The sequence below is a fragment of the Streptomyces sp. NPDC005576 genome, from assembly GCF_042871745.1.
Taxonomy (GTDB): domain Bacteria; phylum Actinomycetota; class Actinomycetes; order Streptomycetales; family Streptomycetaceae; genus Streptomyces.
Genome location: NZ_JBIAJC010000002.1, coordinates 1 through 26,309 on the forward strand (window position 1 = coordinate 1; position 26,309 = coordinate 26,309).

24 protein-coding genes are annotated in these 26,309 nt (G+C 71.3%); 16 read left to right on the forward strand and 8 right to left on the reverse strand.

Features of this window, described 5'->3' with window-relative positions:
* Positions 1 to 291: 291 nt before the first annotated feature.
* Complete coding sequence (greA, locus tag ACFYPN_RS03280) at positions 292 to 789, reverse strand: transcription elongation factor GreA (RefSeq protein ID WP_358760454.1); 498 nt, start codon at positions 787 to 789, stop codon at positions 292 to 294.
* A 228-nt stretch (positions 790 to 1,017) separates the two neighbouring features.
* Positions 1,018 to 1,431, reverse strand: a complete 414-nt coding sequence (locus ACFYPN_RS03285) for a DUF4307 domain-containing protein (protein ID WP_358760455.1) — start codon at positions 1,429 to 1,431, stop codon at positions 1,018 to 1,020.
* Positions 1,432 to 1,528: 97 nt separating this feature from the next.
* Here ACFYPN_RS03285 and mca point away from each other — a divergent pair, with 97 nt between their 5' ends.
* The 3 genes from mca (at position 1,529) to ACFYPN_RS03300 (ending at position 3,452) form a co-directional block, all read left to right on the forward strand.
* Complete coding sequence (gene mca, locus ACFYPN_RS03290) at positions 1,529 to 2,410, forward strand: mycothiol conjugate amidase Mca (RefSeq protein ID WP_358760456.1); 882 nt, start codon at positions 1,529 to 1,531, stop codon at positions 2,408 to 2,410.
* Position 2,411: 1 nt separating this feature from the next.
* The gene (locus tag ACFYPN_RS03295) at positions 2,412 to 2,675 is read left to right on the forward strand and encodes a hypothetical protein (protein WP_358760457.1); all 264 of its coding nucleotides are present in this window, start codon (positions 2,412 to 2,414) and stop codon (positions 2,673 to 2,675) included.
* A 201-nt stretch (positions 2,676 to 2,876) separates the two neighbouring features.
* On the forward strand, positions 2,877 to 3,452 hold the full coding sequence (locus tag ACFYPN_RS03300) for a hypothetical protein (RefSeq protein ID WP_358760458.1): 576 nt from the start codon (positions 2,877 to 2,879) through the stop codon (positions 3,450 to 3,452).
* 99 nt (positions 3,453 to 3,551) lie between these two features.
* Here ACFYPN_RS03300 and ACFYPN_RS03305 read toward each other — a convergent pair whose 3' ends face one another.
* The gene (locus ACFYPN_RS03305) at positions 3,552 to 4,118 is read right to left on the reverse strand and encodes a Uma2 family endonuclease (RefSeq protein ID WP_389296587.1); all 567 of its coding nucleotides are present in this window, start codon (positions 4,116 to 4,118) and stop codon (positions 3,552 to 3,554) included.
* Between the two features lie 300 nt (positions 4,119 to 4,418).
* Here ACFYPN_RS03305 and ACFYPN_RS03310 point away from each other — a divergent pair, with 300 nt between their 5' ends.
* Entirely contained in the window at positions 4,419 to 4,964 is a 546-nt protein-coding gene (locus ACFYPN_RS03310) for a Uma2 family endonuclease (protein WP_389296588.1), read from the forward strand.
* 148 nt (positions 4,965 to 5,112) lie between these two features.
* Positions 5,113 to 7,200 (forward strand): thioredoxin domain-containing protein, encoded by a 2,088-nt coding sequence (locus ACFYPN_RS03315; RefSeq protein WP_389296589.1) that lies wholly within the window; start codon positions 5,113 to 5,115, stop codon positions 7,198 to 7,200.
* A gap of 123 nt (positions 7,201 to 7,323) precedes the next feature.
* On the opposite strand, the gene ACFYPN_RS03320 is transcribed toward ACFYPN_RS03315, so the two are convergent.
* Entirely contained in the window at positions 7,324 to 8,010 is a 687-nt protein-coding gene (locus ACFYPN_RS03320) for a hemolysin III family protein (RefSeq protein ID WP_389296590.1), read from the reverse strand.
* 318 nt (positions 8,011 to 8,328) lie between these two features.
* Between ACFYPN_RS03320 and ACFYPN_RS03325 the strand changes: the two genes are divergently transcribed.
* Together ACFYPN_RS03325 and ACFYPN_RS03330 are read left to right on the forward strand one after the other, a co-directional pair.
* Positions 8,329 to 10,155 carry a phosphoenolpyruvate carboxykinase (GTP) gene (locus tag ACFYPN_RS03325; RefSeq protein WP_389296591.1) on the forward strand — a complete coding sequence of 609 codons (1,827 nt, stop codon included), beginning with the start codon at positions 8,329 to 8,331 and terminating at the stop codon, positions 10,153 to 10,155.
* A gap of 309 nt (positions 10,156 to 10,464) precedes the next feature.
* Positions 10,465 to 10,863 (forward strand): hypothetical protein, encoded by a 399-nt coding sequence (locus tag ACFYPN_RS03330; RefSeq protein ID WP_389296592.1) that lies wholly within the window; start codon positions 10,465 to 10,467, stop codon positions 10,861 to 10,863.
* A gap of 97 nt (positions 10,864 to 10,960) precedes the next feature.
* On the opposite strand, the gene ACFYPN_RS03335 is transcribed toward ACFYPN_RS03330, so the two are convergent.
* Positions 10,961 to 12,172: a pyridoxal phosphate-dependent aminotransferase gene (locus ACFYPN_RS03335; protein ID WP_358760465.1), complete on the reverse strand. Its 1,212-nt coding sequence runs from the start codon at positions 12,170 to 12,172 to the stop codon at positions 10,961 to 10,963.
* A 340-nt stretch (positions 12,173 to 12,512) separates the two neighbouring features.
* Here ACFYPN_RS03335 and ACFYPN_RS03340 point away from each other — a divergent pair, with 340 nt between their 5' ends.
* The gene (locus tag ACFYPN_RS03340; RefSeq protein ID WP_358760466.1) at positions 12,513 to 12,839 is read left to right on the forward strand and encodes a hypothetical protein; all 327 of its coding nucleotides are present in this window, start codon (positions 12,513 to 12,515) and stop codon (positions 12,837 to 12,839) included.
* 252 nt (positions 12,840 to 13,091) lie between these two features.
* Entirely contained in the window at positions 13,092 to 14,015 is a 924-nt protein-coding gene (locus ACFYPN_RS03345) for a serine protease (protein ID WP_358760467.1), read from the forward strand.
* Between the two features lie 58 nt (positions 14,016 to 14,073).
* On the opposite strand, the gene ACFYPN_RS03350 is transcribed toward ACFYPN_RS03345, so the two are convergent.
* Together ACFYPN_RS03350 and ACFYPN_RS03355 are read right to left on the reverse strand one after the other, a co-directional pair.
* Positions 14,074 to 15,690, reverse strand: coding sequence for a D-aminoacylase (locus ACFYPN_RS03350; RefSeq protein WP_358760468.1), 1,617 nt, complete (start codon positions 15,688 to 15,690; stop codon positions 14,074 to 14,076).
* A 176-nt stretch (positions 15,691 to 15,866) separates the two neighbouring features.
* On the reverse strand, positions 15,867 to 17,228 hold the full coding sequence (locus ACFYPN_RS03355) for an alanine racemase (protein ID WP_358760469.1): 1,362 nt from the start codon (positions 17,226 to 17,228) through the stop codon (positions 15,867 to 15,869).
* Between the two features lie 161 nt (positions 17,229 to 17,389).
* Between ACFYPN_RS03355 and ACFYPN_RS03360 the strand changes: the two genes are divergently transcribed.
* The 3 genes from ACFYPN_RS03360 (at position 17,390) to ACFYPN_RS03370 (ending at position 19,925) form a co-directional block, all read left to right on the forward strand.
* A complete protein-coding gene (locus tag ACFYPN_RS03360; RefSeq protein WP_389296593.1) occupies positions 17,390 to 18,607 on the forward strand; it encodes a sugar kinase in 1,218 nt (405 codons plus the stop codon).
* Positions 18,604 to 19,359: an IclR family transcriptional regulator gene (locus tag ACFYPN_RS03365; protein ID WP_358760470.1), complete on the forward strand. Its 756-nt coding sequence runs from the start codon at positions 18,604 to 18,606 to the stop codon at positions 19,357 to 19,359. The genes ACFYPN_RS03360 and ACFYPN_RS03365 overlap by 4 nt, the downstream gene beginning before the upstream one ends.
* A 155-nt stretch (positions 19,360 to 19,514) precedes the next feature.
* Positions 19,515 to 19,925: a RidA family protein gene (locus tag ACFYPN_RS03370; protein WP_358760471.1), complete on the forward strand. Its 411-nt coding sequence runs from the start codon at positions 19,515 to 19,517 to the stop codon at positions 19,923 to 19,925.
* 197 nt (positions 19,926 to 20,122) lie between these two features.
* Here the strand turns inward: ACFYPN_RS03370 and ACFYPN_RS03375 are convergent, their stop codons facing one another.
* Complete coding sequence (locus ACFYPN_RS03375; RefSeq protein WP_358760472.1) at positions 20,123 to 21,859, reverse strand: glycoside hydrolase family 18 protein; 1,737 nt, start codon at positions 21,857 to 21,859, stop codon at positions 20,123 to 20,125.
* Between the two features lie 900 nt (positions 21,860 to 22,759).
* On the opposite strand from ACFYPN_RS03375, the gene ACFYPN_RS03380 reads away from it, so the two are divergent.
* The 4 genes from ACFYPN_RS03380 (at position 22,760) to ACFYPN_RS03395 (ending at position 26,306) form a co-directional block, all read left to right on the forward strand.
* Positions 22,760 to 23,626 (forward strand): hypothetical protein, encoded by an 867-nt coding sequence (locus tag ACFYPN_RS03380; protein ID WP_389296594.1) that lies wholly within the window; start codon positions 22,760 to 22,762, stop codon positions 23,624 to 23,626.
* Positions 23,627 to 23,729: 103 nt separating this feature from the next.
* Positions 23,730 to 24,437 (forward strand): Flp pilus assembly protein CpaB, encoded by a 708-nt coding sequence (gene cpaB / locus ACFYPN_RS03385; RefSeq protein ID WP_358760474.1) that lies wholly within the window; start codon positions 23,730 to 23,732, stop codon positions 24,435 to 24,437.
* A 6-nt stretch (positions 24,438 to 24,443) separates the two neighbouring features.
* Positions 24,444 to 25,727, forward strand: a complete 1,284-nt coding sequence (locus tag ACFYPN_RS03390; RefSeq protein WP_358760475.1) for an AAA family ATPase — start codon at positions 24,444 to 24,446, stop codon at positions 25,725 to 25,727.
* A 138-nt stretch (positions 25,728 to 25,865) separates the two neighbouring features.
* Positions 25,866 to 26,306 carry a TadE family protein gene (locus ACFYPN_RS03395; RefSeq protein ID WP_389296595.1) on the forward strand — a complete coding sequence of 147 codons (441 nt, stop codon included), beginning with the start codon at positions 25,866 to 25,868 and terminating at the stop codon, positions 26,304 to 26,306.
* The last annotated feature ends 3 nt before the right edge of the window (positions 26,307 to 26,309 follow it).

A 26,309-nucleotide genomic window follows, 5' to 3' on the forward strand; every position in this document is an offset into this window, starting at 1 on the left:
CCCGGACACGGACAGGTCCGGACACGGACAGGTCCGGACACGGGGGAAGGCCCGGCTACGGGCCGAGCTGGTCCGTAGCCGGGCCGACACGCCCCTGCGAGAAAACCTCCCACCTCACGGTGGGGAGGATTGCGGGGCGCCGGGCTTCCCCGCCCCGCCTCCCCCCCCCCCGCCCCGCCCGTTGGCAAACTGCCTGCCCCCGCCCCCCCCCCCCCGGGGGGGGGCCCCCCCCGGCCCCCCCCCCGACCGGGGCTTCGTGCGTCGCGTGGCGGCGCGGGTGGGTGGCCCGGGTCAGCCGGTGTACGGCTTGGCCGAGAGGATCTTCACCGCGGCCTTCTTGCCGTTGGGCAGCTCGTACTCGGCGTCGTCGCCCGTGCGCTTGCCGTTGACGCCCCTGCCGAGCGGCGACTGCGGGGAGTACGTCTCGATCTCCGAGCTCGCGTACTCGCGGGAGGCGAGCAGGAAGGTGACGGTGTCGTCCGGGTCGCCGTCGAAGGCGATCGTCACGACCATGCCGGGCTCGACCACACCGTCGTCGGCCGGCGCCTCGCCGACCTTCGCGTGCTCCAGGAGCTGGGTGAGCTGGCGCACCCGGAGCTCCATCTTGCCCTGCTCCTCCTTGGCCGCGTGGTACCCGCCGTTCTCGCGGAGGTCGCCCTCCTCACGGGCCGCCGCGATCTTTACGGAGATCTCCGTGCGCGCGGGACCAGACAGGTACTCCAGCTCGGCCTTGAGCTGGTTGTACGCCTCCTGCGTGAGCCAGGTGACGTTTTCGCTGGTCTGGGTCACAGGTGCTCCTCGTCGGTACTGGGAATACAAAGCATCGCCCTACCCGGGAGCTTGTTCCCTCACGGGTGGGCGAAACCACGAGCCTAACAATTTCCCGGGCAAAGGGGGAGAAGGTTACCCAGTGCCGATGGCAGCGTGGCGGACAGTGCGGGTGGCACACCGGGGCCGCGCCGCGCGCGCTCAGGGTTCCCCGTCCGCCGCGAGCGGGCCTGCGGGGCCCGCAGGGGCTCAGCCCTCCGAGCTGCCGCCCGTGCAGCCCAGCAGCTCCACCGCGCTGGCCCGGGACGTCGTCCGCAGGGCCACCACCTCGTCGACGCGGTCGACGGGCTGGTCGAACCGGAAATCCTTGCGGGCGACCTCGACGCCTTCCGCGTCCAGGGCGCGCACCGTGCAGAAGCCGCCGGATTCCTTGTCCTTGCGCACTTCCAGATGGGCTTCGGCCCGGTCGTCGGAGACGATCTTGGACTTGATCAGCTCGGCGCTGATGTCCGTGCCGCCCACGTAATCCACACCGATCCAGACGATCACGCCGACCAGCGCGGCACCGAGGATCGCACCGATCACCCGGAGCTTGCGGTCCGCCCGCTCGTCCTGACTCCGGCCGTACCGGCCCTGAGGAGTGGCCTCGCGCACCGCCGTCATGATCGTTCCTCCTGTGCAGGGAATCGAGGAATTTTCCACCTTCCCGTTCGGTCACTATAGGAGTTGCCCATCGCGACGAATAACTGAGGATCGAGTCTTGACCGAGCAGCTGCGCCTGATGGCCGTCCACGCCCACCCCGACGACGAGTCGAGCAAGGGCGCGGCCACCATGGCCAAGTACGTGTCCGAGGGGGTGGACGTCATGGTCGTCACCTGCACCGGTGGCGAACGTGGTTCCATCCTCAACCCCCGTCTCCAGGGAGACGCGTACATCGAGGAGAACATCCACGAGGTGCGCCGGAAGGAGATGGACGAAGCCCGCGCGATCCTCGGCGTCCAGCAGGAGTGGCTCGGCTTCGTCGACTCCGGCCTTCCCGAGGGCGACCCGCTGCCCCCGCTCCCCGAGGGCTGCTTCGCGCTGGAGGACGAGGAGACCGCCGCCGGGCGTCTCGTCGCCAAGATCCGTGCCTTCCGCCCGCAGGTCGTCACCACGTACGACGAGAACGGTGGCTACCCGCACCCCGACCACATCATGACCCACAAGATCACGATGATCGCGTTCGACGGTGCGAACGACAAGGAGCGCTTCCCCGAGGACGCGTTCGGACCGGTCTGGGAGCCGCAGAAGCTCTACTACAACCAGGGCTTCAACCGGCCCCGCACACTCGCCCTGCACGAGGCGCTCCTCGCGCGCGGCCTGGAGTCCCCGTACGCGGACTGGCTGAAGCGCTGGGACGACATGGAGCACACCGAACGCACCCTGACCACGCACATCCCGTGCGCGGACTTCTTCGAGGTGCGTGACCGGGCGCTCATCGCGCACGCGACGCAGATCGACCCCGAGGGCGGCTGGTTCCGCGTGCCGATGGACGTACAGAAGGAGGTCTGGCCGACCGAGGAGTACGAGCTCGTGAAGTCCGGCGTCGATACTTCCCTCCCCGAGAGTGATCTCTTCGCGGGCATCCGCGACAATGCCTGATATGTACTCCACCCAGGCACTGACGCATCTCGTCCCGCTGGCCGCCGACGAGCTCGACAAGAACAAGGTGACCCCCGGCGTTCTCGGCTTCCTCGTCTTCGCCGCGCTCGCCGTCGGCGTGTGGCTGCTGATGAAGTCGATGAACCGCCACATGGGCCGGGTGAACTTCGAGGAATCCCCCGAGGGCGCCGGCGCCACTGACGGCCCCGCGGACGGCGGGACCGGGGCCGGTACCGCTGCCTCCGCCGGAGCCCGCGGCAAGTAGCACCCCGGCGCCGTCCGTCCTCCGGCCGGTGCCACGCCCCGCCCCGCGCCACGGCTCTCCGGCGCGGGGCGCGCGGTACTGCCCCGGGGCCCCGCACCGGCTGCCGTCGCGTCCCCTACGGGCCGCGTTCCCGCGTTTTCCCGGGTCGGGCGGGGGGCGTCCCCGATGGGGCGGTTGGCGGCCGACTGCGAGTCTGGCCGCATGACTCCGACACGCACGGGCGGCCTGCGCGCCGCCCTCGTCGCGCCCCTCCTGCTGGTGCTGTACGGCGTCCTGCGGCTCGTCGACGGGCTGAACGGGAGCCACGGGCCGGGGCTCGCCTGGAACCTCGGACACACCTTCTTCTTCGCCGGCTTCTTACTCTTCGGCGTGGTGACCTTCCCACTGCGGCGGCTCGCCCTCGCGGCCACCCCGCGCAGACGCCATGCCGCGAACGCGGCCGCGGTGGTCAGCCTGTTCGGCATCGCCTGTTTCCTCTGGGTGATCCTCGGCGACCTGTTCGCGGGCCTCGACACCGCGGCACCCCTGCCCGGACCGCTGGAACTGGCGGGCCCCCTGGCGTTCCAGCTCGGCTGGCTCGTCCTCCTGGTCCTGCCGATTGCCGCCACGCCTCGATCGCTGCCGGTGTGGAGCCCCCTCCTGGTACTCGCGGGCTTCCTCCTCTTCTCCGTCGACCTCGACCTGCTCCCGGTCGGCGGACTGCTCGTGACCGCCGGTCTGCTCCCGGTGGCCCGCTCCGGCCCGTACCGCGTCCGGTCGCCGCGCGGGGCGCGGTAGGCCCCGGCCGACCGGTGACCGCGGCGGTGACCCGTCGGACCGGGGCCGCCGCCTCGGGCGTTCCTCGACCGGGGGCCGGTGGGCCTCCGACGTCGGCCGTCAGACGGTCACCAGGTCCACGGCGACGGGGAACGGAGCAGCGGCCCTGATCGCGCCGGTGAACATCTCACCGTCCCTGTACGCCGTGGTCGCGGGGTCGAGGACGTACGTGTAAATGATCGGGACGCCCGTGGCTGCCTGCTCGACGCGCCAGTAGAAGGGGATGCCGGCCTTGGCGTACTGGTCGACCTTCACGATCCGGTCGGTGGTCTCCGAACCGGGCGACACGACCTCGACGACCAGGAGCACGTGCTCGGGACGGGTCGGCGAGAGGTCGATGGTGTCGGCCCGGTAGACGACGACGTCCGGACGGCGATTGGTGAGGGGGACGTCCTGCAGACGGACGTCGAAGTCCGTGTCGGCGTTCCAGTCCGGGCCCGCCGCGGTGTCCAGGGCGTTGGCCAGGGTGCGGGCCAGCCGGTTGTGGCGCTTGGACGCACTCGGGCTCACGACGACCATCCCGTCCACGACCTCGACGCCGGCGCACTGCTCTTCGGGCCAGGAGTCGTACTGCTCCGCGCTGATCTGCTCGTGCATCCAGGCGGGTGCGACCATTTCGGCGGTCATGGCGTGCCTCCTTCGAGGATGCTCGTCAGTTCCGGTGTTACTCGGCTCAGCGTACTGTCCGCCCAGTGTCGGCGAGGGGTTCGCCGCAGCTCCGTACGGCGCCCGACTGCCCAGCCTCCGCCGCCCGTAGGGGCACCAGGTGGCCGTTGCGCCCCACCCGGTGGCGGCGCGCGTGGTTCGACTGCCCCCGTGCCCGTGCCCGTGCCCGTCCCCGTCACCGTCCAGGCCGACGCTCTTCGTGGCCGCCCTCGTGCGTGGCGGGGGGCCATATGCTGAAAGCGCGACGGGAAGGAGCTGTTGATGAGCGTGGACGCGGTCCTGCACACCGAGTTCCCCACGGGATACGTGGTCTTCTTCGGTATCGACGGGAAGGTGGTCATGACCGCGCAGAGTGAAGAGCACTCCAGCACCATCCGGTCGATGCAGATCGACTCTCTCGCCCTCGGTCGTCACGCGAAGGTCATCTCCGACGTGTACATCGACTTCCCGGCCGACGAGAACTCCGCTCCCGATTTCGCGATCATGCGGGAGGACGCGCAGCGGCAGGGCAAGCGCTACGGCTTCGAGGACGTGCTGTTGATCGCCGAGGTGGTGTCGGTCTCCTCCGCGCGCGCGGACTACGACGACTGCACCGCGAAGTACGGCCGCTACGGCATCCCGGTCTACGTGATCGTGGACCCGTATGCGGCGGAGGTTGTCGTCCACACCCGGCCCACCGGCTCCGACTACATCGCGGCTCACACACACAAGTACGGCTCGGGCAAGCTGCCCGTCGAGCTGGCCGACGGGCGGACTTACACCCTCGACCTGGACGAGCTGCCCCGGCCCGTGTCGGACGGCCGCTGACGTACGGCACCGGCCGGCTTCAGTTTCTGTCACTCGCACAGTAAGGGAATGGGTTCACCGCAGCTCCGTACGGTGCCCGACTGCCCGACCTCCGCCTCCCGGTGAGCCCGTCCCCCCGCCGCCACCTCCGGTGCGCAAGGATTGGGCCATGGTCAACCGACTCGCGCACACCACCTCCCCGTACCTCCTCCAGCACGCGGACAACCCCGTCGACTGGTGGCCCTGGTCGCCCGAGGCGTTCGAGGAGGCCCGGCGCCGGGACGTGCCGGTCCTGCTGAGCGTCGGGTACGCCAGCTGCCACTGGTGCCACGTCATGGCACACGAGTCCTTCGAGGACGAGACGCTCGCCGCCTACCTCAACGAGCGCTTCGTCCCGGTGAAGGTGGACCGGGAGGAGCGGCCGGACGTCGACGCCGTCTACATGGAGGCGGTGCAGGCGGCGACCGGGCAGGGCGGGTGGCCGATGACCGTGTTCCTGACGGCCGACGCGGAACCCTTCTACTTCGGTACGTACTTCCCGCCCGAGCCCCGGCACGGCATGGCGTCCTTCCGGCAGGTGCTGGAGGGCGTGTCCGCCGCCTGGACCGACCGGCGCGGGGAGGTCGCCGAGGTGGCCGGGCACATCGTGTCGGACCTGGCCGGGCGGTCGCTGGCGCACGGAGGGCAGGGGGTGCCGGACGAGTCGGACCTGGGGAGGGCGTTGCTGGGGCTGACCCGGGAGTACGACGACACGCACGGTGGGTTCGGCGGCGCGCCGAAGTTCCCGCCGTCGATGGCCATCGAGTTCCTGCTGCGGCATCACGCCCGTACCGGCTCCGAGGGGGCCCTGCAGATGGCCGCGGACAGCTGTGCGGCGATGGCCCTGGGCGGCATCTACGACCAGCTCGGCGGCGGGTTCGCCCGGTACGCGGTGGACCGGGAGTGGACGGTTCCGCACTTCGAGAAGATGCTCTACGACAACGCGCTCCTCTGCCGGGTGTACGCGCACCTGTGGCGGTCGACCGGTTCCGGCCTGGCCCGCCGGGTGGCGCTGGAGACGGCCGACTTCCTCGTCCGTGAGCTGCGGACGGCCGAGGGCGGCTTCGCCTCCGCGCTGGACGCGGACAGCGAGGACGCCGAGGGCCGGCACGTGGAGGGCGCGTTCTACGTCTGGACGCCCGAGCAGCTCCGCGAGGTGCTCGGCGAGGAGGACGGGGCGTTCGCCGCGGCCCGCTTCGGGGTGACCGAGAAGGGGACCTTCGAGGAGGGGGCGTCGGTGCTCAGGCTCGACGCCGGTACCGCACGGGCGGCCGAGGACGGCGACCCCGACGACGCCGCCCCCGCCGCCTCCGACAGCCCCGACCTCGACGCCCCCGACCCCGACGCCGAGCGGCTCGCCTCCGTCCGGGCCCGGCTGCTCGCTGCCCGTGAGCTGCGGCCCCGTCCGGGGCGGGACGACAAGGTGGTCGCGGCCTGGAACGGCCTGGCGGTCGCGGCGCTGGCCGAGACAGGCGCGTACTTCGACCGGCCCGACCTGGTGGAGCGCGCCACGGAGGCCGCCGACCTGCTGGTACGCGTCCACCTGGGCGAGAAAGGCCGGCTCTGCCGTACCTCGATGGAGGGGCGGGCCGGCGGGAACAGCGGAGTGCTGGAGGATTACGCGGACGTCGCCGAGGGGTTCCTCGCGCTGGCGTCGGTGACCGGTGAGGGGGTCTGGCTGGAGTTCGCCGGGCTGCTGCTCGACGTGGTGCTCACCCGGTTCGCGGGGGAGGGCGGGCAGCTCTACGACACGGCGGACGACGCCGAGAAGCTGATCCGGCGCCCGCAGGACCCGACCGACAACGCCACCCCGTCCGGCTGGACGGCGGCGGCCGGTGCCCTGCTGTCGTACGCGGCCCACACCGGGTCCGAGCCGCACCGCACGGCGGCCGAGGGCGCGCTCCAGGTGGTGAAGGCGCTCGGGCCGCGGGCTCCCCGCTTCGTGGGCTGGGGGCTGGCCGCCGCCGAGGCGCTGCTCGACGGGCCCCGCGAGGTGGCGGTCGCCGGGCCGGTCGGCGGGGAGCTGCACCGGACGGCGCTGCTGGGACGGGCACCGGGCGCGGTCGTCGCGGCGGGCGAGCCGGGTGGCGGGGAGTTCCCGTTGCTGGTGGACCGGGTGCTGGTGGGCGGCGAGCCGACCGCGTACGTCTGCCGCCATTTCGTCTGCGAAACCCCGACGACGGACGCGGAGGAGCTGAGCCGGAGGCTGGGGGGCTGACGCCCTGCCCCATGGCGATGGACGTACTGCTCCATGGCGGCTGACGTTCTGCTCCATGGCGATGGCCGCGGCTTCTCAGCCGCGGCCATCGGGGGAAGATCTGTGCGAAAGGCGTTCGGCTGCTCAGTCGTGCTGGTAGGCGACGAGCGAGATGGCCACGTAGTGCGCGGTGAACGCGGCGAGGGTCAGCGAGTGGAAGACCTCGTGGAAGCCGAAGAACCGCGGCGAGGGATTGGGGCGCTTGAGGCCGTAGATCACGCCGCCCGCGCTGTAGAGCAGGCCGCCGACGACGACCAGGACCAGTACGCCGACGCCGCCGGCCCGCATGAAGTCCGGCAGGAAGAAGACCGCCGCCCAGCCCATCGCGATGTAGCAGGGCGTGTACAGCCAGCGGGGGGCGCCGACCCAGAACACCCGGAACGCGATGCCGGCCAGAGCCGCCGCCCAGACCGCCCAGAGCAGGGGCCGCCCGGTGGAGTCCGGCAGCAGGAGCAGGATCAGCGGCGTGTACGTCCCCGCGATGATCAGGAAGATGTTCGCGTGGTCCAGCCGCCGGAGCACCGCCTCGCCGCGCGGGCCCCACGTGCCCCGGTGGTAGACGCCGCTCACGCCGAAGAGCAGGCAGGCGCTGAGGATGTACACCCCACAGGCGACCCGCGCCCTGGTTCCGTCCGCGAGCATGATGAGCGCCAGCCCCGCGATCACCACCGCGGGGAACATGCCGGCGTGCAGCCAGCCGCGCATCCGCGGCTTGAGCGGCTCGGCCTCCAGGGTGGCGGATTCGGGTGCGGACGCACCGGCAGCAGTCATGTCCGCATGCTACCTACGCCACCGTAGGCGCCGCCGTGAGCGGTGACGCTCGCCCCCGGACACCCGCATACACGCCCCCTTCACACCCCCGTACACGCCGTCGAGGCCTGTCCGTCGAGGCATGTCCGGGGGCGTCCATGCTCACGCTCCGAGTGGCCATGCTCACATGTGAGGCCCCCTGGACAGATGGGCGGCAGCGTCGGATGATCAAATGAGTGCGGTCGGCACCGGATGAGCGCCAGGGATGACGCAGTCGAAGCGTCCGGGTCGAAGCCCCCACGGGGCATCAACGGAATCCACCCTCGACAAGGAGCGATCGTGGCGCGCGACATCGCAGCTCCCTCCCCTCTTCCCACCCGGCACCAGGAGCTCGTCTCCTGGGTCGACGAGATCGCGGCTCTCACCCAGCCGGACCGTGTGGTCTGGTGCGACGGCTCAGAAGCCGAGTACGAGCGCCTGTGCGAGGAGCTCGTCGCCAAGGGCACCTTCACCAAGCTGGACGCGACGCTGCGCCCCAACTCCTACTACGCCGCCTCCGACCCGAGCGATGTCGCCCGCGTCGAGGACCGCACCTTCATCTGCTCCGCGAAGGAGTCGGACGCGGGCCCGACCAACCACTGGAAGGACCCCGCCGAGATGCGGGAGATCTTCTCCGGCGAACAGGGCGTCTTCCGGGGCTCGATGCGGGGCCGCACCCTCTACGTCGTGCCCTTCTGCATGGGCCCGGTCGGCTCCCCGCTCTCCGCGATCGGGGTGGAGCTCACCGACTCCGCGTACGTCGCCGTCTCCATGCGCACCATGACGCGCATGGGGCAGGACGTCCTCGACGAACTCGGCACCGACGGCTTCTTCGTCAAGGCGGTCCACACCCTCGGCGCCCCGCTCGCGGAGGGGGAACGGGACGTGCCGTGGCCGTGCAACTCCACCAAGTACATCTCGCACTTCCCCGAGGATCGCGAGATCTGGTCCTACGGTTCCGGCTACGGCGGCAACGCCCTGCTGGGCAAGAAGTGTTACGCGCTGCGCATCGCCTCGGTCATGGCGCGCGACGAGGGCTGGCTCGCCGAGCACATGCTGATCCTCAAACTCACCCCGCCCCGCGGCGAGTCGAAATACATCGCGGCCGCGTTCCCGAGCGCCTGCGGCAAGACCAACCTCGCGATGCTGGAGCCCACCATTTCCGGCTGGAGCGTCGAGACCATCGGCGACGACATCGCCTGGATGCGGTTCGGCGAGGACGGCCGGCTGTACGCGATCAACCCGGAGGCCGGGTTCTTCGGTGTGGCGCCCGGTACCGGTGAGCACACCAATGCCAACGCGATGAAGACGATGTGGGGCAACTCCGTCTTCACCAATGTCGCGCTCACCGACGACGGCGACGTCTGGTGGGAGGGCATGACCGAGGAGCCGCCCGCGCACCTCACCGACTGGAAGGGCAACGACTGGACCCCCGAGTCCGGCGTTCCCGCGGCCCACCCCAACGCCCGCTTCACCGTCCCGGCCGGCCAGTGCCCGATCATCGCTCCCGAGTGGGAGGACCCGAAGGGCGTGCCGATCTCGGCCATCCTCTTCGGTGGGCGCCGCGCCACCGCCGTGCCGCTGGTCACCGAGTCCTTCAGCTGGCAGCACGGCGTCTTCCTCGGCGCCAACGTCGCCTCCGAGAAGACCGCCGCCGCCGAGGGCAAGGTCGGCGAGCTGCGCCGCGACCCCTTCGCCATGCTGCCGTTCTGCGGTTACAACATGGGCGACTACATGAACCACTGGATCAAGGTGGGCGCGGACAAGCCCGACCAGTCGAAGCTGCCCAAGATCTACTACGTGAACTGGTTCCGCAAGGACGACGCCGGCCGGTTCGTGTGGCCCGGGTTCGGCGAGAACAGCCGGGTGCTGAAGTGGATCGTCGAACGGCTGGAGGGCAAGGCCGAGGGCGTGGAGTCGCCGATCGGCATCCTGCCGGCCAGGGGGTCCCTCGACACCGTCGGACTCGGGCTCTCCGAAGCCGAGTTGGACCTTCTGCTCACCGTCGACAAGGAGATCTGGCGCGAGGAAGCGGCGCTGGTCCCGGAGCACCTCAATACCTTCGGTGACCACACACCGAAGGAACTGTGGGACGAATACCGGGCGTTGGTCCAGCGGCTCGGGTGAGGCCCGGTCCTTCGCGAGGACGCCTCCCGAATAGGTGAAGAGGTGAACGGCCCCCGGAGCCCGCGCGGTTCCGGGGGCCTCCCCGTGCGGAGCCGGGCGTGGTCCTTCCGGTGGGCGCCGACGGTGGGTCCGACGGCGCGTCGCAGGGGCGCAGAGGTGCAAGCGCAGAGGCGGGCGGAGGGCGATCGGCGCACGGGCCGGTCGCCCTCCGCCCGTGCCCGGCATGTTCCGCGGACGACTCAAGATCGTGGATAACTTTAGACTGATTCCAAGATAGGATGGTCATCCAGCAGAACCTGGAGGCCACCCATGTACGAGCCGATCCGCACTCCGTCGGTCCACACACCGGTCGACACCGCCCAATTCCCGCACCGCAGCCGCGAGGAGGAGCTGGACATCCAGCTCGCCGGTCATCTCGCCGCGCTGCTCTCCGTCACCGACGAGCTGGGGCTCGTCGCCGCCGGAGACCGCATCGCCGAACAGGTGTCGCGGTTGCGCGGCGCACCCCCGGCCCGGCACGCCGGGCTGATCGACGCCCCGGCCGCCGCACTGCACCGCCGTGCCCACTCCCTCGCGGGCCGGGCGCTCGTGGTGGCGGCATCGCGCGCCGACACCACCGTGGCGATCCTCGCCGCGGAGCGGATGGACGCGCACGCCGAAGCGCTGTCGGCGGCCGTCGGGACGCAGCGCCTGGCCCCGACGGCCTGAGGCCCTCGGGCGCCGGGGCTCCGGCCGTCGCCGTGTCACCAGCTACGGCTACGGCTACGGCGGCGGCGATGGTGGCGACGACCGACCTCGCTCTCGCTCAGGGCTGGCTGTAACCGTCCAGGAAGTGCGCGATCCGGGCCACCGCGTCCCGGAGGTCCTCCACCGAGGGCAGCGTGACCACCCGGAAGTGGTCGGGTTCCGGCCAGTTGAAACCGGTGCCGTGCACCACCATGATCTTCTCGGCCCGCAGCAGGTCCAGCACCATCTGCCGGTCGTCCTTGATCTTGTAGACCTTCGGGTCGAGCCGGGGGAAGAGGTAGAGAGCGCCCTTCGGCTTCACGCAGGTCACCCCGGGGATCTGCGTCAGCAGGTCGTACGCCACGTCCCGCTGCTCCAGGATCCGGCCACCCGGCAGCACCAGATCGTCTATCGTCTGCCGGCCGCCGAGCGCAGCCGCCACCGCGTGCTGCGCGGGCATGTTGGCGCAGAGCCGCATGTTGGCGAGGATGGTCAGCCCCTCGATGTACGAGGAGGCGTGCTCCTTCGGCCCGCACACCGCCAGCCAGCCGGAGCGGTAGCCGGCCACCCGGTAGTTCTTGGAGAGGCCGTTGAAGGTGAGGACCAGCAGGTCCGGGGCGATCGCCGCGGTCGGCGTGTGGGTGGCGCCGTCGTAGAGGATGCGGTCGTAGATCTCGTCCGAGCAGACCACCAGGCTGTGGCGCCGCGCGATCTCGGTCAGGCCGCGCAGCATCTCGTCGTCGTAGACGGCACCGGTCGGATTGTTCGGGTTGATGATCACGATGGCCTTGGTGCGGTCCGTGATCCTGCGCTCGATGTCGGCGAGGTCCGGCATCCAGTCGGCCTGCTCGTCGCAGCGGTAGTGCACCGCCGTACCGCCCGCCAGGGAGACCGAGGCGGTCCAGAGCGGGTAGTCGGGCGCCGGTACGAGAACCTCGTCGCCGTCGTCCAGGAGTGCCTGCATCGACATCTGGATCAGTTCGGAGACGCCGTTGCCGAGGTAGATGTCCTCGACGTCGAGCGGGATGCCCTTGGTCTGGTAGTGCTGCATCACACCGCGGCGCGCGGACAGCAGGCCCTTCGCGTCGCCGTACCCGTGCGCCCCCGCGAGGTTGCGCAGGATGTCTTCGAGGATCTCGGGCGGGCACTCGAAACCGAACGCCGCCGGGTTGCCCGTGTTCAGCTTGAGGATGCGCTGACCGGCCGCTTCCAGCCGCATCGCCTCCTCCAGCACGGGGCCCCTGATCTCGTAGCCGACGTTGGCGAGCTTCGTGGACTGGATGACCTGCATGTCCGCGAGCTTACGGCTGTGTTTCGCGGGGTGCTCCGGACTTACCGTCCGGCGGCAGTCCCGGTGGCGCACAGGACGGCCGCGGAGGCTTCCATCGCCATGCGGCCGGGCGGGTGGAGCCGTGGGAACCCCGGTCGCGCCGCTGGTGCGGCTTGGAATGCGCGTGCGCCGCGAGGGCGGGTGAGATGCACCACCCCGGGCACCCGCTCGTACGCGCGAGTGGCAGGACGGGGGTGACGCGTACGTGTGTGCGGGCGGGGCGTCGACCCCTCGGAGCGGGCCGCCTCAGATGTTGCTCAACTCGCACACCGGGGCGGCGGTGCCCGGGAAGAGTGCCGGCATGGGCCTCTTCACGAAGAACCACCTCGCCGTCCTCGTCCTGCACGACGCCCCCCGCATCCTGGACGCGCTGCGCGAGGAACTGGCGACGGCACCGGACTCCGACCGGCCGGGCCTGGAGCGCGCGCTCGCCCTCGTCGGGCGCTGCGCCGACCGTCCCGAGAGCGAGCTGCGCGTCCGCTGGGTGCGTGAGCGGCTCGCGGCGGCCGGTCACGCGGGCCCCGCCGACTCCACCGAAGCCATCAAGGCGCTGCGCCGGGCCGAGCCGGGTCTCTCGCTCCTCCAGGCCGTGACCTACGCCAGGGAAGCGGCGGCTGCCGGGGGCTGAGCCTGCCCCGGCCGGGGCCTGAGCCTGCTCGGCGGTGGGCGGGTGTGGGGTCGTGCGTGGTGTGGGAGTGCGCCTTCGGGGAGTGTCGGCAGGAGGGTGCCGTCCGGAGAACGAGGCTTGATTTCGCCCCTTGTGGGGGCGCGACCGGTACGTGACCATGCTCATGCCAAGGCCGGAAGATCTCCGGTCGCGCGTGTGCGGGCCCGCCGACCCCGGGGTGTCCGCATACCAGGTCATCGGAGGGGACCCCCCATGAAGAAGCCTCTCGTCGCCGCGCTCCTGAGCGCCCTGCTCCTCGGTGCGGGCACCGTACCCGCGGTCGCCGCCGCCGACTCCGCGGCGCCCGACGGTGCGCGCGCCTCCTCGGCGACCGCGTCCGCATCCGTCGGCAAGTCCGCGCCGATCGCCGGGGCGCAAATGGCCCCGGCCGCCGCCGGGGTGCAGGCGGTCGGCTTCGCCGGCACCGTGGCGCTCAGCAACTGTTCCGGCTCGGTCGTCCGTACGCCCACCGCACTGCCCACCGACCCCGCGCTGGTCCTCTCCAACGGGCACTGCCTGGAGACGGGCTTCCCGGCCGCCGGGCAGGTCCTCGTGAACCGCGCGTCCACCCGCTCCTTCACGCTCCTCAACGCGTCGGGCACCGGCGTCGGCACCCTGCGCGCCAGCAAGATCGCCTACGGCACGATGACCGACACCGACATCTCCCTCTACCAGCTCACCCGCACCTACGCCCAGATAGAGAGCAGCTACGGCATCAAGGCCCTGGAGCTCTCCGCCACGCACCCCGTCCAGGGCACCGCGATCACGGTCGCGTCCGGCTACTGGAAGCGGACCTACTCCTGTGCCGTGGACGGCTTCGTCTACCGTCTCAAGGAAGGTGCGTGGACCTGGAAGGACTCGGTCCGCTACACCTCCGCCTGCCAGACCATCGGCGGCACCTCGGGCTCCCCGGTGATCGACAACACGACCGGCAAGGTGGTTGCCGTCAACAACACCGGCAACGAGGACGGCGAGCGGTGCACGGAGAACAACCCGTGCGAGGTCGACGCCAACGGAACGGTCACCGTGCGCCAGGGCATCAACTACGCCCAGGAGACCTACGGCATCGTCCCCTGCGTCGGCCCCGGCAGCGTGATCGACCTCAGCCGCACCGGCTGCGCCCTGCCCAAGCCGTAGCGTCCTCGGGTGCCCCCGGACCTCCGTGCGGTCCGGGGGCACCCGTGCGCTCCTCGCGTCAGCGCCCGGTCGAGCGGACCGAACGGCCCGCCAGCACCTGGGTCCTCCGGCCGTCCTCGATGACGAACCGGCCGTCGATCAGCACGTGCGGGATGCCCACCGGAAGGGCCCGGGGCGCCTCGAAGGTCGAACCCGCCGCCACCGTCGCCGGATCGAAGAGTACGAGGTCGGCGCGGTACCCGGGGCGGACCAGCCCGCGGTCCGTCAGCCGCAGCCGGGCGGCCGGCCGGGAGGTCAGGTGCGCCACGCACTCCTCCAGCGTGAGGACCCCCAACTCCCGTGCGTACCGCCCCAGATAGTGCGGGAAGGTGCCGTACGCGCGCGGATGCGGCTTGTCACCCCGCAGGATGCCGTCGCTGCCGCCGGTGTGCACGCGGTGGCGCATGATGTGCCGGACGTTCTCCTCGTGCCCCACGTGCTGGAGGATCGTGGAGCCGAGGCGGTCCTGGTCGAGCAGCCGCCGCGCGGTGGTCCACGGCTCCTCGCCGCGCTCCCGCGCCGAGGCGGCGACCGTGCGGCCCACGTACCCGGAGAGCGCGGGGACGGTGACGCCGGAGATCTCGATGGTGTCCCAGTCGATCGGCACCCCGTGGCAGCCGTCCGAACCGGTGACCTCCAGGTCGTGGCGCATCCGGGCGGCGGCGACCGGGTCCGCGAGCCGCGCCAGGGTCGTCTCCGGGCCGCCCTCGCTCGCCCAGCTCGGCAGCATCGCCACCAGTGTGGTGCAGCCGGGGGTGTACGGGTACGTGTCCAGGGAGATGTCGGCGCCCTCGTCCAGCGCCCGGTCGAGCAGGTCGAGCAGTTCGGGCGCGCGGCCCTCGTTCACCCCGAAGTTCATGGTGGCGTGGGCGAGATGGAGCGCGCACCCCGCTTTCCGGGTGAGCCGCACCATCTCCTCGTACGCCTCCAGCGCACCGGCTCCGTACGAGCGGTGGTGCGGGCACCAGTAACCGCCGTGCTCGGCCACCACCCGGCACAGCTCGGTGAGTTCGGCTTCGTCCGCGTACATCCCGGGGGTGTAGGTCAGCCCCGACGACATGCCGACAGCGCCCTCCCGCATTCCCTGGGCGACGAGTTCGCGCATCCGTTCCACTTCGGCGTCGGTGGCGGGGCGGTCCTCCCAGCCCACCGCGTACATCCGGACGGTGCCCTGCGGGACGAGGTAGGCGGCGTTGACGGCGATGCCCTCGCCGCCGAAGTTCCGGTCGAGCCGGTCCAGATACCCGCCGACCGTGCGCCAGTCGAAGTCGACGTCCTCGCCGTCGCCGTTCCACCCGGCGATGGTCCGGCGCACCTCGGCGAGCGTGCGGTCGTCGGCGGGGGCGTACGACAGGCCGTCCTGACCCAGGACTTCGAGCGTCACGCCCTGGGCGGCCTTGGCGCTGTGGTCGGGGTCGCGGAGCAGCGCGAGATCGCTGTGGGCGTGCATGTCGATGAAGCCGGGGGCCAGGGCGAGACCGTCCGCCTCCAGGGTGCGGCGGCCGGTCGGGCGCGGGCCCGGCGAGCCTTCCGGGTGGATCGCTGAGATACGCCCGCCGTCGACGGCGACGTCCGCCCGGCAGGACGGACCGCCGCTGCCGTCGATGACGCGCGCGTCGCGGATGACGAGGTCCATGGCGACCCTCCCGGGGGCTCGTGGTGTGGCTCTGGTGTGCGGTTCGGACGGTGTGGGCGGGTGCGGACGGATGCGCTGCCGCGGCGCGGCCGACCCGGTGGCGCGGCCGACCCGGTGGCGCGGCCGACCCGGCGGGGCGGCTGACCCGGCGGCGCGGCTCGGAAGTCGGCCGTGGCTCAGAAGTAGGTGCGCAGGTACTCCGCGACCGTGCCGTCCTCCCGTACGACGGGGATGAGCTGCCACTTGTCGAAGGAGGTGCACGGGTGCGAGAGCCCCAGGCCGACCCAGTCACCGACCTCCAGACCGGTGCCCGGCTCGGTGGTCAGCCAGCCGTGCTGGTCGGAGAGGCCGGTGACGGTGATCCCGGTCGCGGGGCGCACCGATCCGTCCCGGGCCGAACGGACCACCTGGGCTTCGGGGAGGTGGAGGTCGTAGGCGGCGTCCCGCTTTCCCGCGTTGACGAACGCCTGCCCTTCGGCGGGGCGCGAGACGACCTGCGTCCACAGCCGGAAGGCGGGCCGCAACTCTCCCTCTTCCGGGACCCGGTTGAAGGGAGTCAGGTTGCGGTACTGACCGTCGTCGTGCGAGACGTACGCACCCGAACGCAGCAACCTGCAGACGGGACGGCTCAGTTCGGGAACCCCGGCGAACACCTCGGCGACCACGTCGAACCAGGCGCTGCCGCCCGCGCTCACCAGGATCTCCTCGTCGCCGACGAGCCCGTCGAACCTGCCTGCCGCGTCGAACTCCACGGCGAGCGCCACGAGTCGGCGCAACCAGTCGGCGACCCGCTCCGTGGTGGCCTTCGGTACCTCGCCCTCGTAACCGGCGACCCCGACCAGCCGCAGCGTGGACACGGCGGCGACCGCGTCCGCGACCGCCGCGGCCTCCGCCTCCATACGCACCCCGGTACGGGCGTCCTCGCCCGCGCCCAGCTCCACCACCACGTCCACCGGACGGCGGGCACCGGCCGCACGGAGTGCCTCGTCCATCAACTCGACCCCGCGCACCGAGTCCACGTAGGCGACGAAGGAGAACTCCGGGTCCGCGTCCAGCTCGCCCGCCAGCCAGGTGAGCGCCACCGGGTCCACCACCTCGTTGGCGAGGAAGATCCGCCGGATTCCGTGGTCGCGGTAGACCCGTGCCTGGTGCGGAACGGCGGCGGTGATCCCCCAGGCGCCGTGCCGGAGTTGGCGGGCGAAGAGCTGCGGCGACATCGAGGTCTTGCCGTGCGGCGCGAAGGCCAGACCGTGTCGCTCGGTGTAGGTCTCCAGGAGCGCGAGGTTGGCGTCGAGCGACTCGGCGGAGAGTGTCAGCAGGGGGGTGGTGAACCCGCCGGAGAAGAGGGGCCGTTCCTCGGCGGCGAGGGCGCCCACGGTGAGCCCCTCGGCGTCCGGCGGCAGCCCCTTGAAGCGGGAGTCGATCCGCTCGTCGGCGAGCGCGGCGGCGTACCGCTCCGCGACCGTCGCCGCGTCCTCGGCCGGGCCGGCCGCAAGGGTTCCCGTGGTCCCGTTCCCGGATGTCGCGTCGGCTGCCATGCGGATCCCCTTTCCCTGGGCGTTGCATCCTGTGCAACGCTCATTGCGTATGTCGCTCCAGGCTGTCTAACATCCGAGCCGATGCCGGGTCAACGACGAGCCGGCGGAGCAGCGCCCCTGCCGGCAGCGAGTCGGCGACCAGCGATCAGCGAGGAGCCCAGGTGCCCGGAACCGGAGCGGGAACGGCCGACCCGGCGGAGGCGGGGACCGGCGGCGCCCACGCTCTTGCCGCCGAGGCCGTTGACGTCGTCTGCCTGGGAGAGTCGATGGTGACCTTCCTGCCCACCGAGCCCGGCCGCCTCGCCGACGTACCCGCCTTCCTGCGCGGAATCGGCGGCGCCGAGTCCAATGTCGCCTGCACCCTGGCCGGTGCCGGACACCGGGCGGCCTGGGTGGGCCGGGTCGGCCAGGACGGCTTCGGCGACCACCTCGTCGAGACGATCGCCGGACACGGGGTCGACACCTCCGCCGTCCGGCGCGACCCCGACCGCCCCACCGGCGTCTACTTCCGCACCGCCGCCGACCGCGCCGACACCGGCCACGAGGTCGCCTACTACCGGGCCGGGTCCGCCGCCTCCGCGATGTCCCCGCAGAACGCCCCGTACGAGGCCCTCTTCGCCGGCCGCGTCCTCCACCTCTCCGGCATCACCGCCGCACTCTCCGCCGACTGCCTCGCCCTGCTGCGCACCCTCACCGCGGAGCGCCCCGGCCGGCCCCTGGTCTCCTTCGACATCAACCACCGCCCCCGCCTCTGGCGCGGACACCCGCGCGGACCCGGGGTCCTCCGTGATCTGGCGCGTGGCGCGGACGTGGTCTTCGTCGGTGAGGACGAGGCGGCGGAGGCATGGGGCGTACACGGCCCGGACGCCATCCGCGCCGCGCTGCCGGAACCCGCCGTCCTCGTCGTCAAGCACGGCGCGGACGGTGCGACGGTCCTCGCCCGCCCCGAGGGCACCCCGCCCGGCCCCGGAACGGACCAGATCACCACCGTCCCGGCCCTCCACGTGGACGTGGTCGCCGCCGTGGGCGCCGGCGACGCCTTCGCGGCCGGCTTCCTCTCCGCCACCCTGCGCGGACTGCCCGTGCGCGACCGGGCCCGCCACGGCCACCTGATGGCCGCCGCCGTCCTCACCGTCTCCGGCGACGTGGCCCACCCCCCGGACCGCGCCCACGCCGACCGGCTCGCCGCGCTGGACGACGAGGCATGGGGGAGACTGCGACTCGGCCCCGGATGGACGGGGCGCACGGCAGCCGACCGTACGGCCGAGGGCACCGGAACGGTGGCCGCCGGGCCCACGAGCGCCGGGCCCACGAGCGCCGGGCCCGCGAGCGTCGGGCCCGCGAGCGTCGGGCACCCGGTGGAAGGAGCCCTCGGATGAGCCAGACCGTCGACCGCGCGCTCAGCATCCTGCCGCTGCTGGCCGAGGGCCCCGCCGACCTCGGCCGCGTCGCCGACCGCCTCGGTGTCCACAAGTCCACGGCGCTGCGGCTGCTGCGCACCCTGCGCGAACACGGGCTCGTCTACCGCCAGGAGGACCAGCGCTACCGGCTCGGCGCCCGCCTCTTCGCGCTCGCCCAGGAGGCCGTCGAGAACCTCGACGTCCGCGAGATCGCCCACCCGCACCTCGTCGGCCTCAACGAACAGTGCGGACACACCGTCCATCTCGCCGTCTACGAGGAGGGCGAGGTCCTCTACATCGACAAGGTCGACAGCCGCTACCCGGTCCGGATGTACTCGCGCATCGGCAAGACCGTCGCCATGTCCGTCGCCGCCGTCGCGAAACTGCTCCTCGCCGACCTCCCCGAGTCCGAGCGCCGGACTGTCGCCGAGCGGCTCGACTACCCCTCGTACACACCCCGTTCGACGCCCAACGCCGCGGCCTTCCTCCGTGAACTCGCCACCGTCCGCGAACAGGGCTGGGCCACCGACCTCGGCGGCCACGAGGAGTCCATCAACTGCGTCGGCGCCCCGGTCCGGGGCGCCGACGGACGCGTGGTCGCCGCGATGTCGGTCTCCGCGCCGAACGTCGTGGTGACCGCCGAGGAACTGCTCGCCCTCCTGCCGCTGGTGCGCCGCACCGCGGACGCCATCAGCGGGGAGTACTCGGGCACCACCGTGCCCCCGCCGTAGAACCCACCCCGGCGGGCGGCCCGACCCCGGTACGCCCGACGCACCGACAGACCCGCAGCACCGCGGCCCGCACCACCCCAGCACGTGCGCAGCCCAGCACACGCGCAGTCCAGCACATGAGCAGCCCAGTACACCGCACCGTCGAAGGACATCCCATGACCGAGAAGACCGCTCTCACCCCCAGCACCCACACCACCCCGCCGGCGAAGTTCTCGCACGGGGTGAAGAAGGGGAACATCCTCCAGGTCGCCGGCCAGGTCGGCTTCCTGCCCGCCGTGGAGGGTCAGGCCCCGACCCCGGCGGGACCGACGCTGCGCGAGCAGACCCTCCAGACCTTCGCCAACGTCAAGGCGATCCTGGAGGAGGGCGGCGCCGGCTGGGACGACGTGATGATGATGCGCGTCTACCTCACGGACGTGGACCACTTCGCCGAGATGAACGAGATCTACAACGCGTACTTCGAGGAGCAGGGCCTCAAGGCCCCCGCCGCCGCGCGCACCACGGTCTACGTCGGCCTGCCCAGGGGCCTGCTCATCGAGATCGACGCGCTCGCCGTGCTCGGCTGAGGCCGCACAACCCGCCCGACCTCCACCGCTCCCCCTGAGGACAGCTCCCGGACGCCGAAAAGCGCCACCGGGGGAGCGGTGGCGCTTTTCGATGGTGCGAGGCCGTCCTGGTTGCGAGGCCGTCCTGTCCCGAGCCGGCCGGGGGTCCGTGGGGCAGATGCCCCGGCCGGCTCGCTGTCTGTCGTGAGGGCCGGTCGTTACGGCAGGGCGTGGACGTGTGCGCCGACCGCGGTGGACCAGGCGTTGCCCGCGGTGGCGTCCCAGTTGGTGGACCAGGTCATCGCGCCGCGCAGCGCCGGGTAGGTCTTGGCCGGCTTGAACGATCCGCAACTGGTGCCCTTGGCCAGGCAGTCGATCGCCGCGTTCACGATCGACGGGGCGACGTAGCCGCTGCCCGCGCCCCGGGTCGAGGCGGGAACCCCGAGACCGACCTGGGAGGCGTCGAGGCCGCCCTCCAGCTGGATGCAGGCGAGCGCGGTGAGGAAGTCCACCGAACCCTGCGAGTAGACCTTGCCGTCACATCCCAGCATCGAACCGCTGTTGTAGTACTGCATGTTGACGACGGTCAGGATGTCCTTGACGTTGAGTGCCGTCTTGAAGTACTCGCCGGACGTCGACTGCATGTCGATGGTCTGCGGGGCCATGGTGATGACCAGGCCCGAGCCCGCCTTGGCGGAGAGCGCGCGCAACGCCTTCGTCATGTAGGTGGAGTTGAGACCGTTCTCCAGGTCGATGTCGACGCCGTTGAAGCCGTACGTCTGCATCAGCGAGTAGACCGAGTCGGCGAACGCGGTGGCGGAGGCGTCGCTGTTGACCGCGACCGCACCCTTCTCGCCGCCGACCGAGATGATGACGTTCTTGCCGGCGGCCTGCTTCGCCTTGATGTCGGCCTTGAACTGGTCGACCGTGTAGCCGTTCAGACCGGCCGAGTCCAGCGTGAAGGAGACCGCACCGGGCGTGGACGTGGCGTCCGCGAAGGAGACCGCGATGATGTCGTAGGCGGCCGGCACGTCGCTGAGCTTCTGGACGGTGGCGCCGTTGTTGAAGTTCTGCCAGTAGCCGGTCACCGCGTGCTTCGGCACCGTGGTGGACGGGTTCGGGTTCGTGGTGCCCGACGTGGACGTACGGGCGCTGATCGCGGCGGACTTGGCCGACTCACCCGTGGCGTTCGTGGCGCTGACCGCGAAGGAGTACGCGGTGTCGGCCGACAGCCCGGAGATCGTCGCCGAGGTCCCGGTCGAGGTGGTGGCCTTCGCGCCGTCCTTGTAGACCGTGTAGCCGGTGGCCCCGGAGACGGAGTTCCAGGAGAGCGACACGGAGGACGAGGTCTTGGTGCCCGCGCTGAGACCCGCCGGAGTGGCCGGAACCTGCGGGGCCGGTTCCTCGGTGCCACCACCGCCGCCGTCCGGGCCGGTGACCGCGATGTCGTCCGCGTAGTAGGCGGGCTGGCCGTACCAGCCGTGGGTGTAGACCGTCACCGAGGTGGTGGAGGCGCCCGTCGTGAAGCTCGTGGCGAGCTTCGTCCAGCCGGTGGCGCCCGGCGTCCAGGTGGAGACGTCCGTGGTGCCGGTGCCGTTCACGCCGAGGTAGACGTAACTGCCCTGTACCCAGGAGGAGAGCGCGTACGTCGAGTTGGGCTTCACCGCGACCGTCTGGCTGCACTGCGCGTTGTCCAGCCCGGCGGGGGTCGCCTTGAGCGCGGAGCTGCCGCCGTGCACGGGTGAGGAGACGGCGGCTCCGCTGCCTCCCGTACACGTCCAGTTGGCGAGGCCCGATTCAAAGCCCGCGTTCTTGGCCACGTTGATGTCGGCGGCCTCCGCGTTGCTCACGAGACCCGTGAGGGTCAGCGCGCCCGCCGCGACGACGGCCATGGCCGCGCCGAGCACGGGACGGGTGTAGGGCCTTCGGTGCCTTCTGCCTGCGGTGCGTTCCACTGCATCCTCCGGGGGGAGTCGGGGTGGTGGCGGGGGTGCGCCGGGGGGTCCGTGCGGTACTGCGTGGGGGTCGCGGTGGGGGGATCGCCGTGGGAAACCACGAGGGGCGGGGGTTACCGCTGGCCGATAAACTGGTCCAGACCAATCAAGTTGTCAAGACCTCTGCTGCCGATTCACTCGTCCTGGCGGTTATTGGGGGAGCGCGGCCGGGGTGCCGATTGTCCGGTCCGGGTGGGTCTGCGTGCTGCGCGCGGACCGGTCCGCCCCCGGGCCCCCGGTGCACCGTCGGGTCCCGTTGCGACCGTGTGCATCTGTGCTGCGCCGTCAACACGGTTGGGCTGCGGTGGCGTTGTGGGCCCGCGTGGGTGTGCGGGGTGGCGGGCCGGACGTGTCCGGCCGCTGCTCCTCCGTCCCTGCTGGGGGCGGCCCGGCGAAGGTTCCATCTCGTCTTGTGCGGAGTGTGGTGGCCGGTGCCGCGCCCGGCCGCTCCGTCATCCGGATAAAATGGCGGGTGCGAAGAAGGGTTGGCAGCCGCATCGATGGGCATCATGCGGACGCACGGGGAGCGGGTGGAGTCAATGAGTTCTCGTACTCAACAATTGTCGGACGCGCGTACGGACGACGATGCGGGAAACCTCAACGCCCGCCCATGATCAGCCGATTGGCGAATGGCTCGCAGGGCGACGCATAAACCTCTTCGGCGTCCCGAATTCAACTACCTTCGTACCGAACCGATATGGGCCGGGCGCGAGCGTCACGTTCCCGGTATCCGTCTCCATATTGATTCCTGAAGACGGTTTCCCGCCTGGTGGGACGTGACTACAGTGCTGTCCAAGAACCACGGACAGGAGCGATTGCGGTCGGCGGTGCGACGCCGGCCGGAGCCGAACGGGGAACAGCGTGCCGATCGCCATTGCAGTAACCAGCGCTGACCTGGTGCTACCGCCCACCGACCAGCAGACGCCGACCGCCGCTCTGCTGCACGCGCCGGAGGCTCAGGCGCTGGAACTCGCCGTCGGTGACATCCATCTCCTGCTGGAGCAGCACGGATACGTCATCGCCGTCTACCCGTCCTCCCTCCCGCCCGCCCACGAGCGGAGGCTGTACGCCATCCGCTCCGTCCTGGAGAGCGATCGGATCGCCCTCCTCAAGGTCGATCTCCCGCCGCTCGGGATCGCCGTCCTCGTACGGCAGTTGCGCCAGCTCTCCATCTGCGACTTCAGCCCCGGCGTGGTCGCCTCGGCCGTGCGGCTGCTCGCCCACTACATCCACGCCGGGGCACTGCTGAACTCCGTGGCCAAGCTGGACCGTTTTCCGGTGAGCCTCAAGGAGCACGCCAAGTCGTGGGTTCCGGGCGCACAGTTCGTCGCACTCGCCGGCGCCCGGGCGCGGCTGGTCAAAGTGCGACCGGTGATGGAGCCCCTGCCCGGACCGGATTTCGCGACCCATCTGCTGATCGCCAAGGGGCAGGCCCCGCAGGAATGGGTGAGGGAGCGACTCGCCCCCGACTGGAAGGTCCAGGCCATTCACGAGGCGGCACTTCCCGCCGAGTCGGTCCGCTGGTGGGGGACCCCGAAGCTGGTGGAATTCGCGTCCTACCTCCCGGACATCTCCGTCCTCTACCAGCTGGTGGCCTCGGTGCGCCGGGAGAACTGCCACTGGTGCGGCATGGAACTCATCGGGGACCGCTGCGGCTTCTGCTCCTCCCCCATCGCGCAGCCCGAGAACCGCGCCCACGCCTCGGTCGTCCTCGCCCGCGAGCGGTAGCGACCACCGCCGGGTCACCCGCCCCCGCCGGGCACACCGCACCGCGCGCACCCGTCCCTGTCCGCAGCCCCACGCATCCGATCCGAACGAGGTTGTCCGGTCCATGAACTCCCGCCAGCGCCGTGGCGTCATACTCCTGCTCCTGTCGGTCCTGTGCGCCTTCGGCGCCTTCGCCGGGGTGCTCTCCGTGATCAGTGACGTCAACTCGAAGGTCGGACCCGAGGTCACCGCGTACCAGCTCAAGGCCAACGTCGCCCCGTACACGGCGCTGAACAGCGGTCAGTTCGAGAAGATTTCGATGCCCGAGCGGTGGCTCTCCGCCAACGCCGTGACCGATCTGCGCGAGGTGCAGGGCAAGATCGCCGTCACCCAGCTCCGCGCGGGCTCGCTGCTGCAGAGCGACATGATGGTCGCCAAGCCCGAACTCCGCGCCGGGGAACAGGAAATCGCGATCATGATCGACGCGGCGACCGGCGTCGCGGGCAAGATCACCCCGGGTGCCACGGTCAACGTCTACGCCACCTTCGCCGCCGAACGCGAGGGCGACCCGGCGCAGTCGAAGGTCATCGTCGCCAACGCCAAGGTGCTCGAAGTGGGCAAGCTCACCGCGCTGGAGCCGGACCGCAGCAACACCTCCTTCCAGATGACGCAGGCGGTGCCGATCACCTTTGCCCTCAACACGCTGGACACCCAGCGCATCGCGTACGCCGAGTCCTTCGCGGAGCACGTACGGCTGGCGCTCGTCGCCCCCGGCAGCGACGGAACCATCCGTCCGGGCGACCGCACCTACCAGCTCGACAAGGACAAGTGAGGACGGATGACCATCAGAATCCTCCCGGCCGTGGGGGACATCGACGCGGCCAGATCCGTCACCACTCTCCTCAGCCAGCTGCCCGAAGCCGAACCGGCCACCCCGGTGAGCGACTCCACCCAGCTCATCGACACCCTCGCCCGGCTGGCGGGCGAGGCCTTCGACGAGCTGCCGGAGGTCGTCCTCGTCCACGAACGCATCGGTCCGGTGCCCGCCCTGGAGCTGATCCGGGAGGTCTCCCTGCGCTTCCCGGCGGTCGGGGTCGTCCTGATCACGGCCGACGCCAGCCCCGCGCTCTTCGCGGACGCCATGGACTCGGGCGCCCGGGGCATCGTCACGCTCCCCCTCAGCTATGAGGAGCTGGTCAACCGCATCCAGGCGGCCGCCCAGTGGGCCGCCGGTGTACGGCGCCACCTCGTCGCCGGCAACGAGGTCTTCACCGGACCCGGCGGCATGGTCGTCACCCTCACCGGCGCCAAGGGCGGCGTCGGCTGCACCCTCGCCGCCGTACAACTCGCCCTCGCCGCACAGGCGTCCGGCCACACCGTCGCCCTCGTCGACATGGACCTGCAGACCGGCGACATCGCCTCGTACCTGGACGTGCAGTTCCGCCGCTCGATCGTCGACCTCGCCCTGGTGTCCGAGATATCGCCCCGGGTCCTCACCGACGCCGTCTTCTCCCACTCCACGGGGCTCTCCCTGCTGCTCGCGCCGGGCGACGGGGAGCGGGGCGAGGAGGTCAGCGACCGTTCGGCCCGCCAGATCGTCAGCGCCCTGCGCTCCCGGTACGAGGTCGTCGTCGTGGACGGCGGCAGCCAGATGAACGGTGCCAACGCCGCGGCCGTCGAGATGGCGGACGTCGCCGTGCTGGTGACGACCCCCGACGTCATCGCGGTACGCGGCGCCAAGCGCATCGTACGGATGTGGGACCGGCTCCAGATCCGCAAGGCGGAGGAGACACTCACCCTCGTCAACCGCTACACCCGGAGCACGGAGATCCAGCCTCCGCTGATCCAGAAGATCACCGGCACTCGCGTCGCCGCCGTGGCCGTGCCCGCCCACTTCAAGGAACTGCAGGGTGTCGTGGACGCCGGACGGCTCCACGAGCTCGATGCCAAGAGCACGGTCAAACAGGCTCTCTGGGCTCTGGCCGGGGAAATCGGGATCGTCAAGCCCCGACCGGGGGAGAAGAAGAACGGCAAGGTGCGCAACGACCGGGGCTCGGTCACAGGCTCGCGCGGACGGCGCGGCGCGGACCAGGGCCGGGGACGGACCGAGGGGACACGGTGACCGATGAACACCATGCTGACGCACGACACCGACATACGGAGGAGGCGCCCCGGCGCCTCCTCCCGGGACGGGCGACCCGCCGGACCCCCGGCCGAACCCTCAGCCGGACCCCCGGCCGAACCCTCAGCCGGTGAACCCTTGCCGGACGAGGGCCGGGGGCCGGGCTCCGCGGAACGCCCGGGGCGTGGCGGGGGCCGATTCCGTGCTGCCGGCGGGCCGGACCGGGACCGCGGACAGACGGCGATCGAGTTCCTGGGCATGACGCCGTTCATCATCCTGATCATGCTCGTGCTCTGGGAGCTCGCCCTCGTCGGCTACACCTTCAGCCTCGCCGGGAACGCCGCCGACAAGGGGGCGCGGGCCGGGGCCGGGGCGGAGTTCGGTTCGAGCTCCGCCTGCCGGCGGAAGGCGCGCGAGAACCTGCCCGACGCCTGGGAGGGGAACGCGGTCATCAGATGCAGCAGCGGATCCGACCTCTACCGGACGAAGGTCACCCTCAAGGTCCCGGTCCTGGTGCCCGGCCTCTTCGACCTCGACGTGCACATCGACGGCGACGCGGCCTCGCCGCAGGAGGGCTGAGCG

Excerpts from the sequence above, each read along its gene's own strand:
- ACFYPN_RS03305 (WP_389296587.1), bottom strand. The coding sequence starts at position 4,118 with ATGACCGCCGAAATGGTCGCACCCGCCTGGATGCACGAGCAGATCAGC.
- cpaB (WP_358760474.1), top strand. The coding sequence starts at position 23,730 with ATGAACTCCCGCCAGCGCCGTGGCGTCATACTCCTGCTCCTGTCGGTC.
- ACFYPN_RS03285 (WP_358760455.1), bottom strand. The coding sequence starts at position 1,431 with ATGACGGCGGTGCGCGAGGCCACTCCTCAGGGCCGGTACGGCCGGAGT.
- ACFYPN_RS03310 (WP_389296588.1), top strand. The coding sequence starts at position 4,419 with ATGAGCGTGGACGCGGTCCTGCACACCGAGTTCCCCACGGGATACGTG.
- ACFYPN_RS03320 (WP_389296590.1), bottom strand. The coding sequence starts at position 8,010 with ATGACTGCTGCCGGTGCGTCCGCACCCGAATCCGCCACCCTGGAGGCC.
- ACFYPN_RS03300 (WP_358760458.1), top strand. The coding sequence starts at position 2,877 with ATGACTCCGACACGCACGGGCGGCCTGCGCGCCGCCCTCGTCGCGCCC.
- ACFYPN_RS03340 (WP_358760466.1), top strand. The coding sequence starts at position 12,513 with ATGGGCCTCTTCACGAAGAACCACCTCGCCGTCCTCGTCCTGCACGAC.
- ACFYPN_RS03355 (WP_358760469.1), bottom strand. The coding sequence starts at position 17,228 with ATGGCAGCCGACGCGACATCCGGGAACGGGACCACGGGAACCCTTGCG.
- ACFYPN_RS03335 (WP_358760465.1), bottom strand. The coding sequence starts at position 12,172 with ATGCAGGTCATCCAGTCCACGAAGCTCGCCAACGTCGGCTACGAGATC.
- ACFYPN_RS03365 (WP_358760470.1), top strand. The coding sequence starts at position 18,604 with ATGAGCCAGACCGTCGACCGCGCGCTCAGCATCCTGCCGCTGCTGGCC.
- ACFYPN_RS03315 (WP_389296589.1), top strand. The coding sequence starts at position 5,113 with ATGGTCAACCGACTCGCGCACACCACCTCCCCGTACCTCCTCCAGCAC.
- ACFYPN_RS03370 (WP_358760471.1), top strand. The coding sequence starts at position 19,515 with ATGACCGAGAAGACCGCTCTCACCCCCAGCACCCACACCACCCCGCCG.
- ACFYPN_RS03390 (WP_358760475.1), top strand. The coding sequence starts at position 24,444 with ATGACCATCAGAATCCTCCCGGCCGTGGGGGACATCGACGCGGCCAGA.
- ACFYPN_RS03345 (WP_358760467.1), top strand. The coding sequence starts at position 13,092 with ATGAAGAAGCCTCTCGTCGCCGCGCTCCTGAGCGCCCTGCTCCTCGGT.
- ACFYPN_RS03330 (WP_389296592.1), top strand. The coding sequence starts at position 10,465 with ATGTACGAGCCGATCCGCACTCCGTCGGTCCACACACCGGTCGACACC.
- ACFYPN_RS03295 (WP_358760457.1), top strand. The coding sequence starts at position 2,412 with ATGTACTCCACCCAGGCACTGACGCATCTCGTCCCGCTGGCCGCCGAC.
- ACFYPN_RS03350 (WP_358760468.1), bottom strand. The coding sequence starts at position 15,690 with ATGGACCTCGTCATCCGCGACGCGCGCGTCATCGACGGCAGCGGCGGT.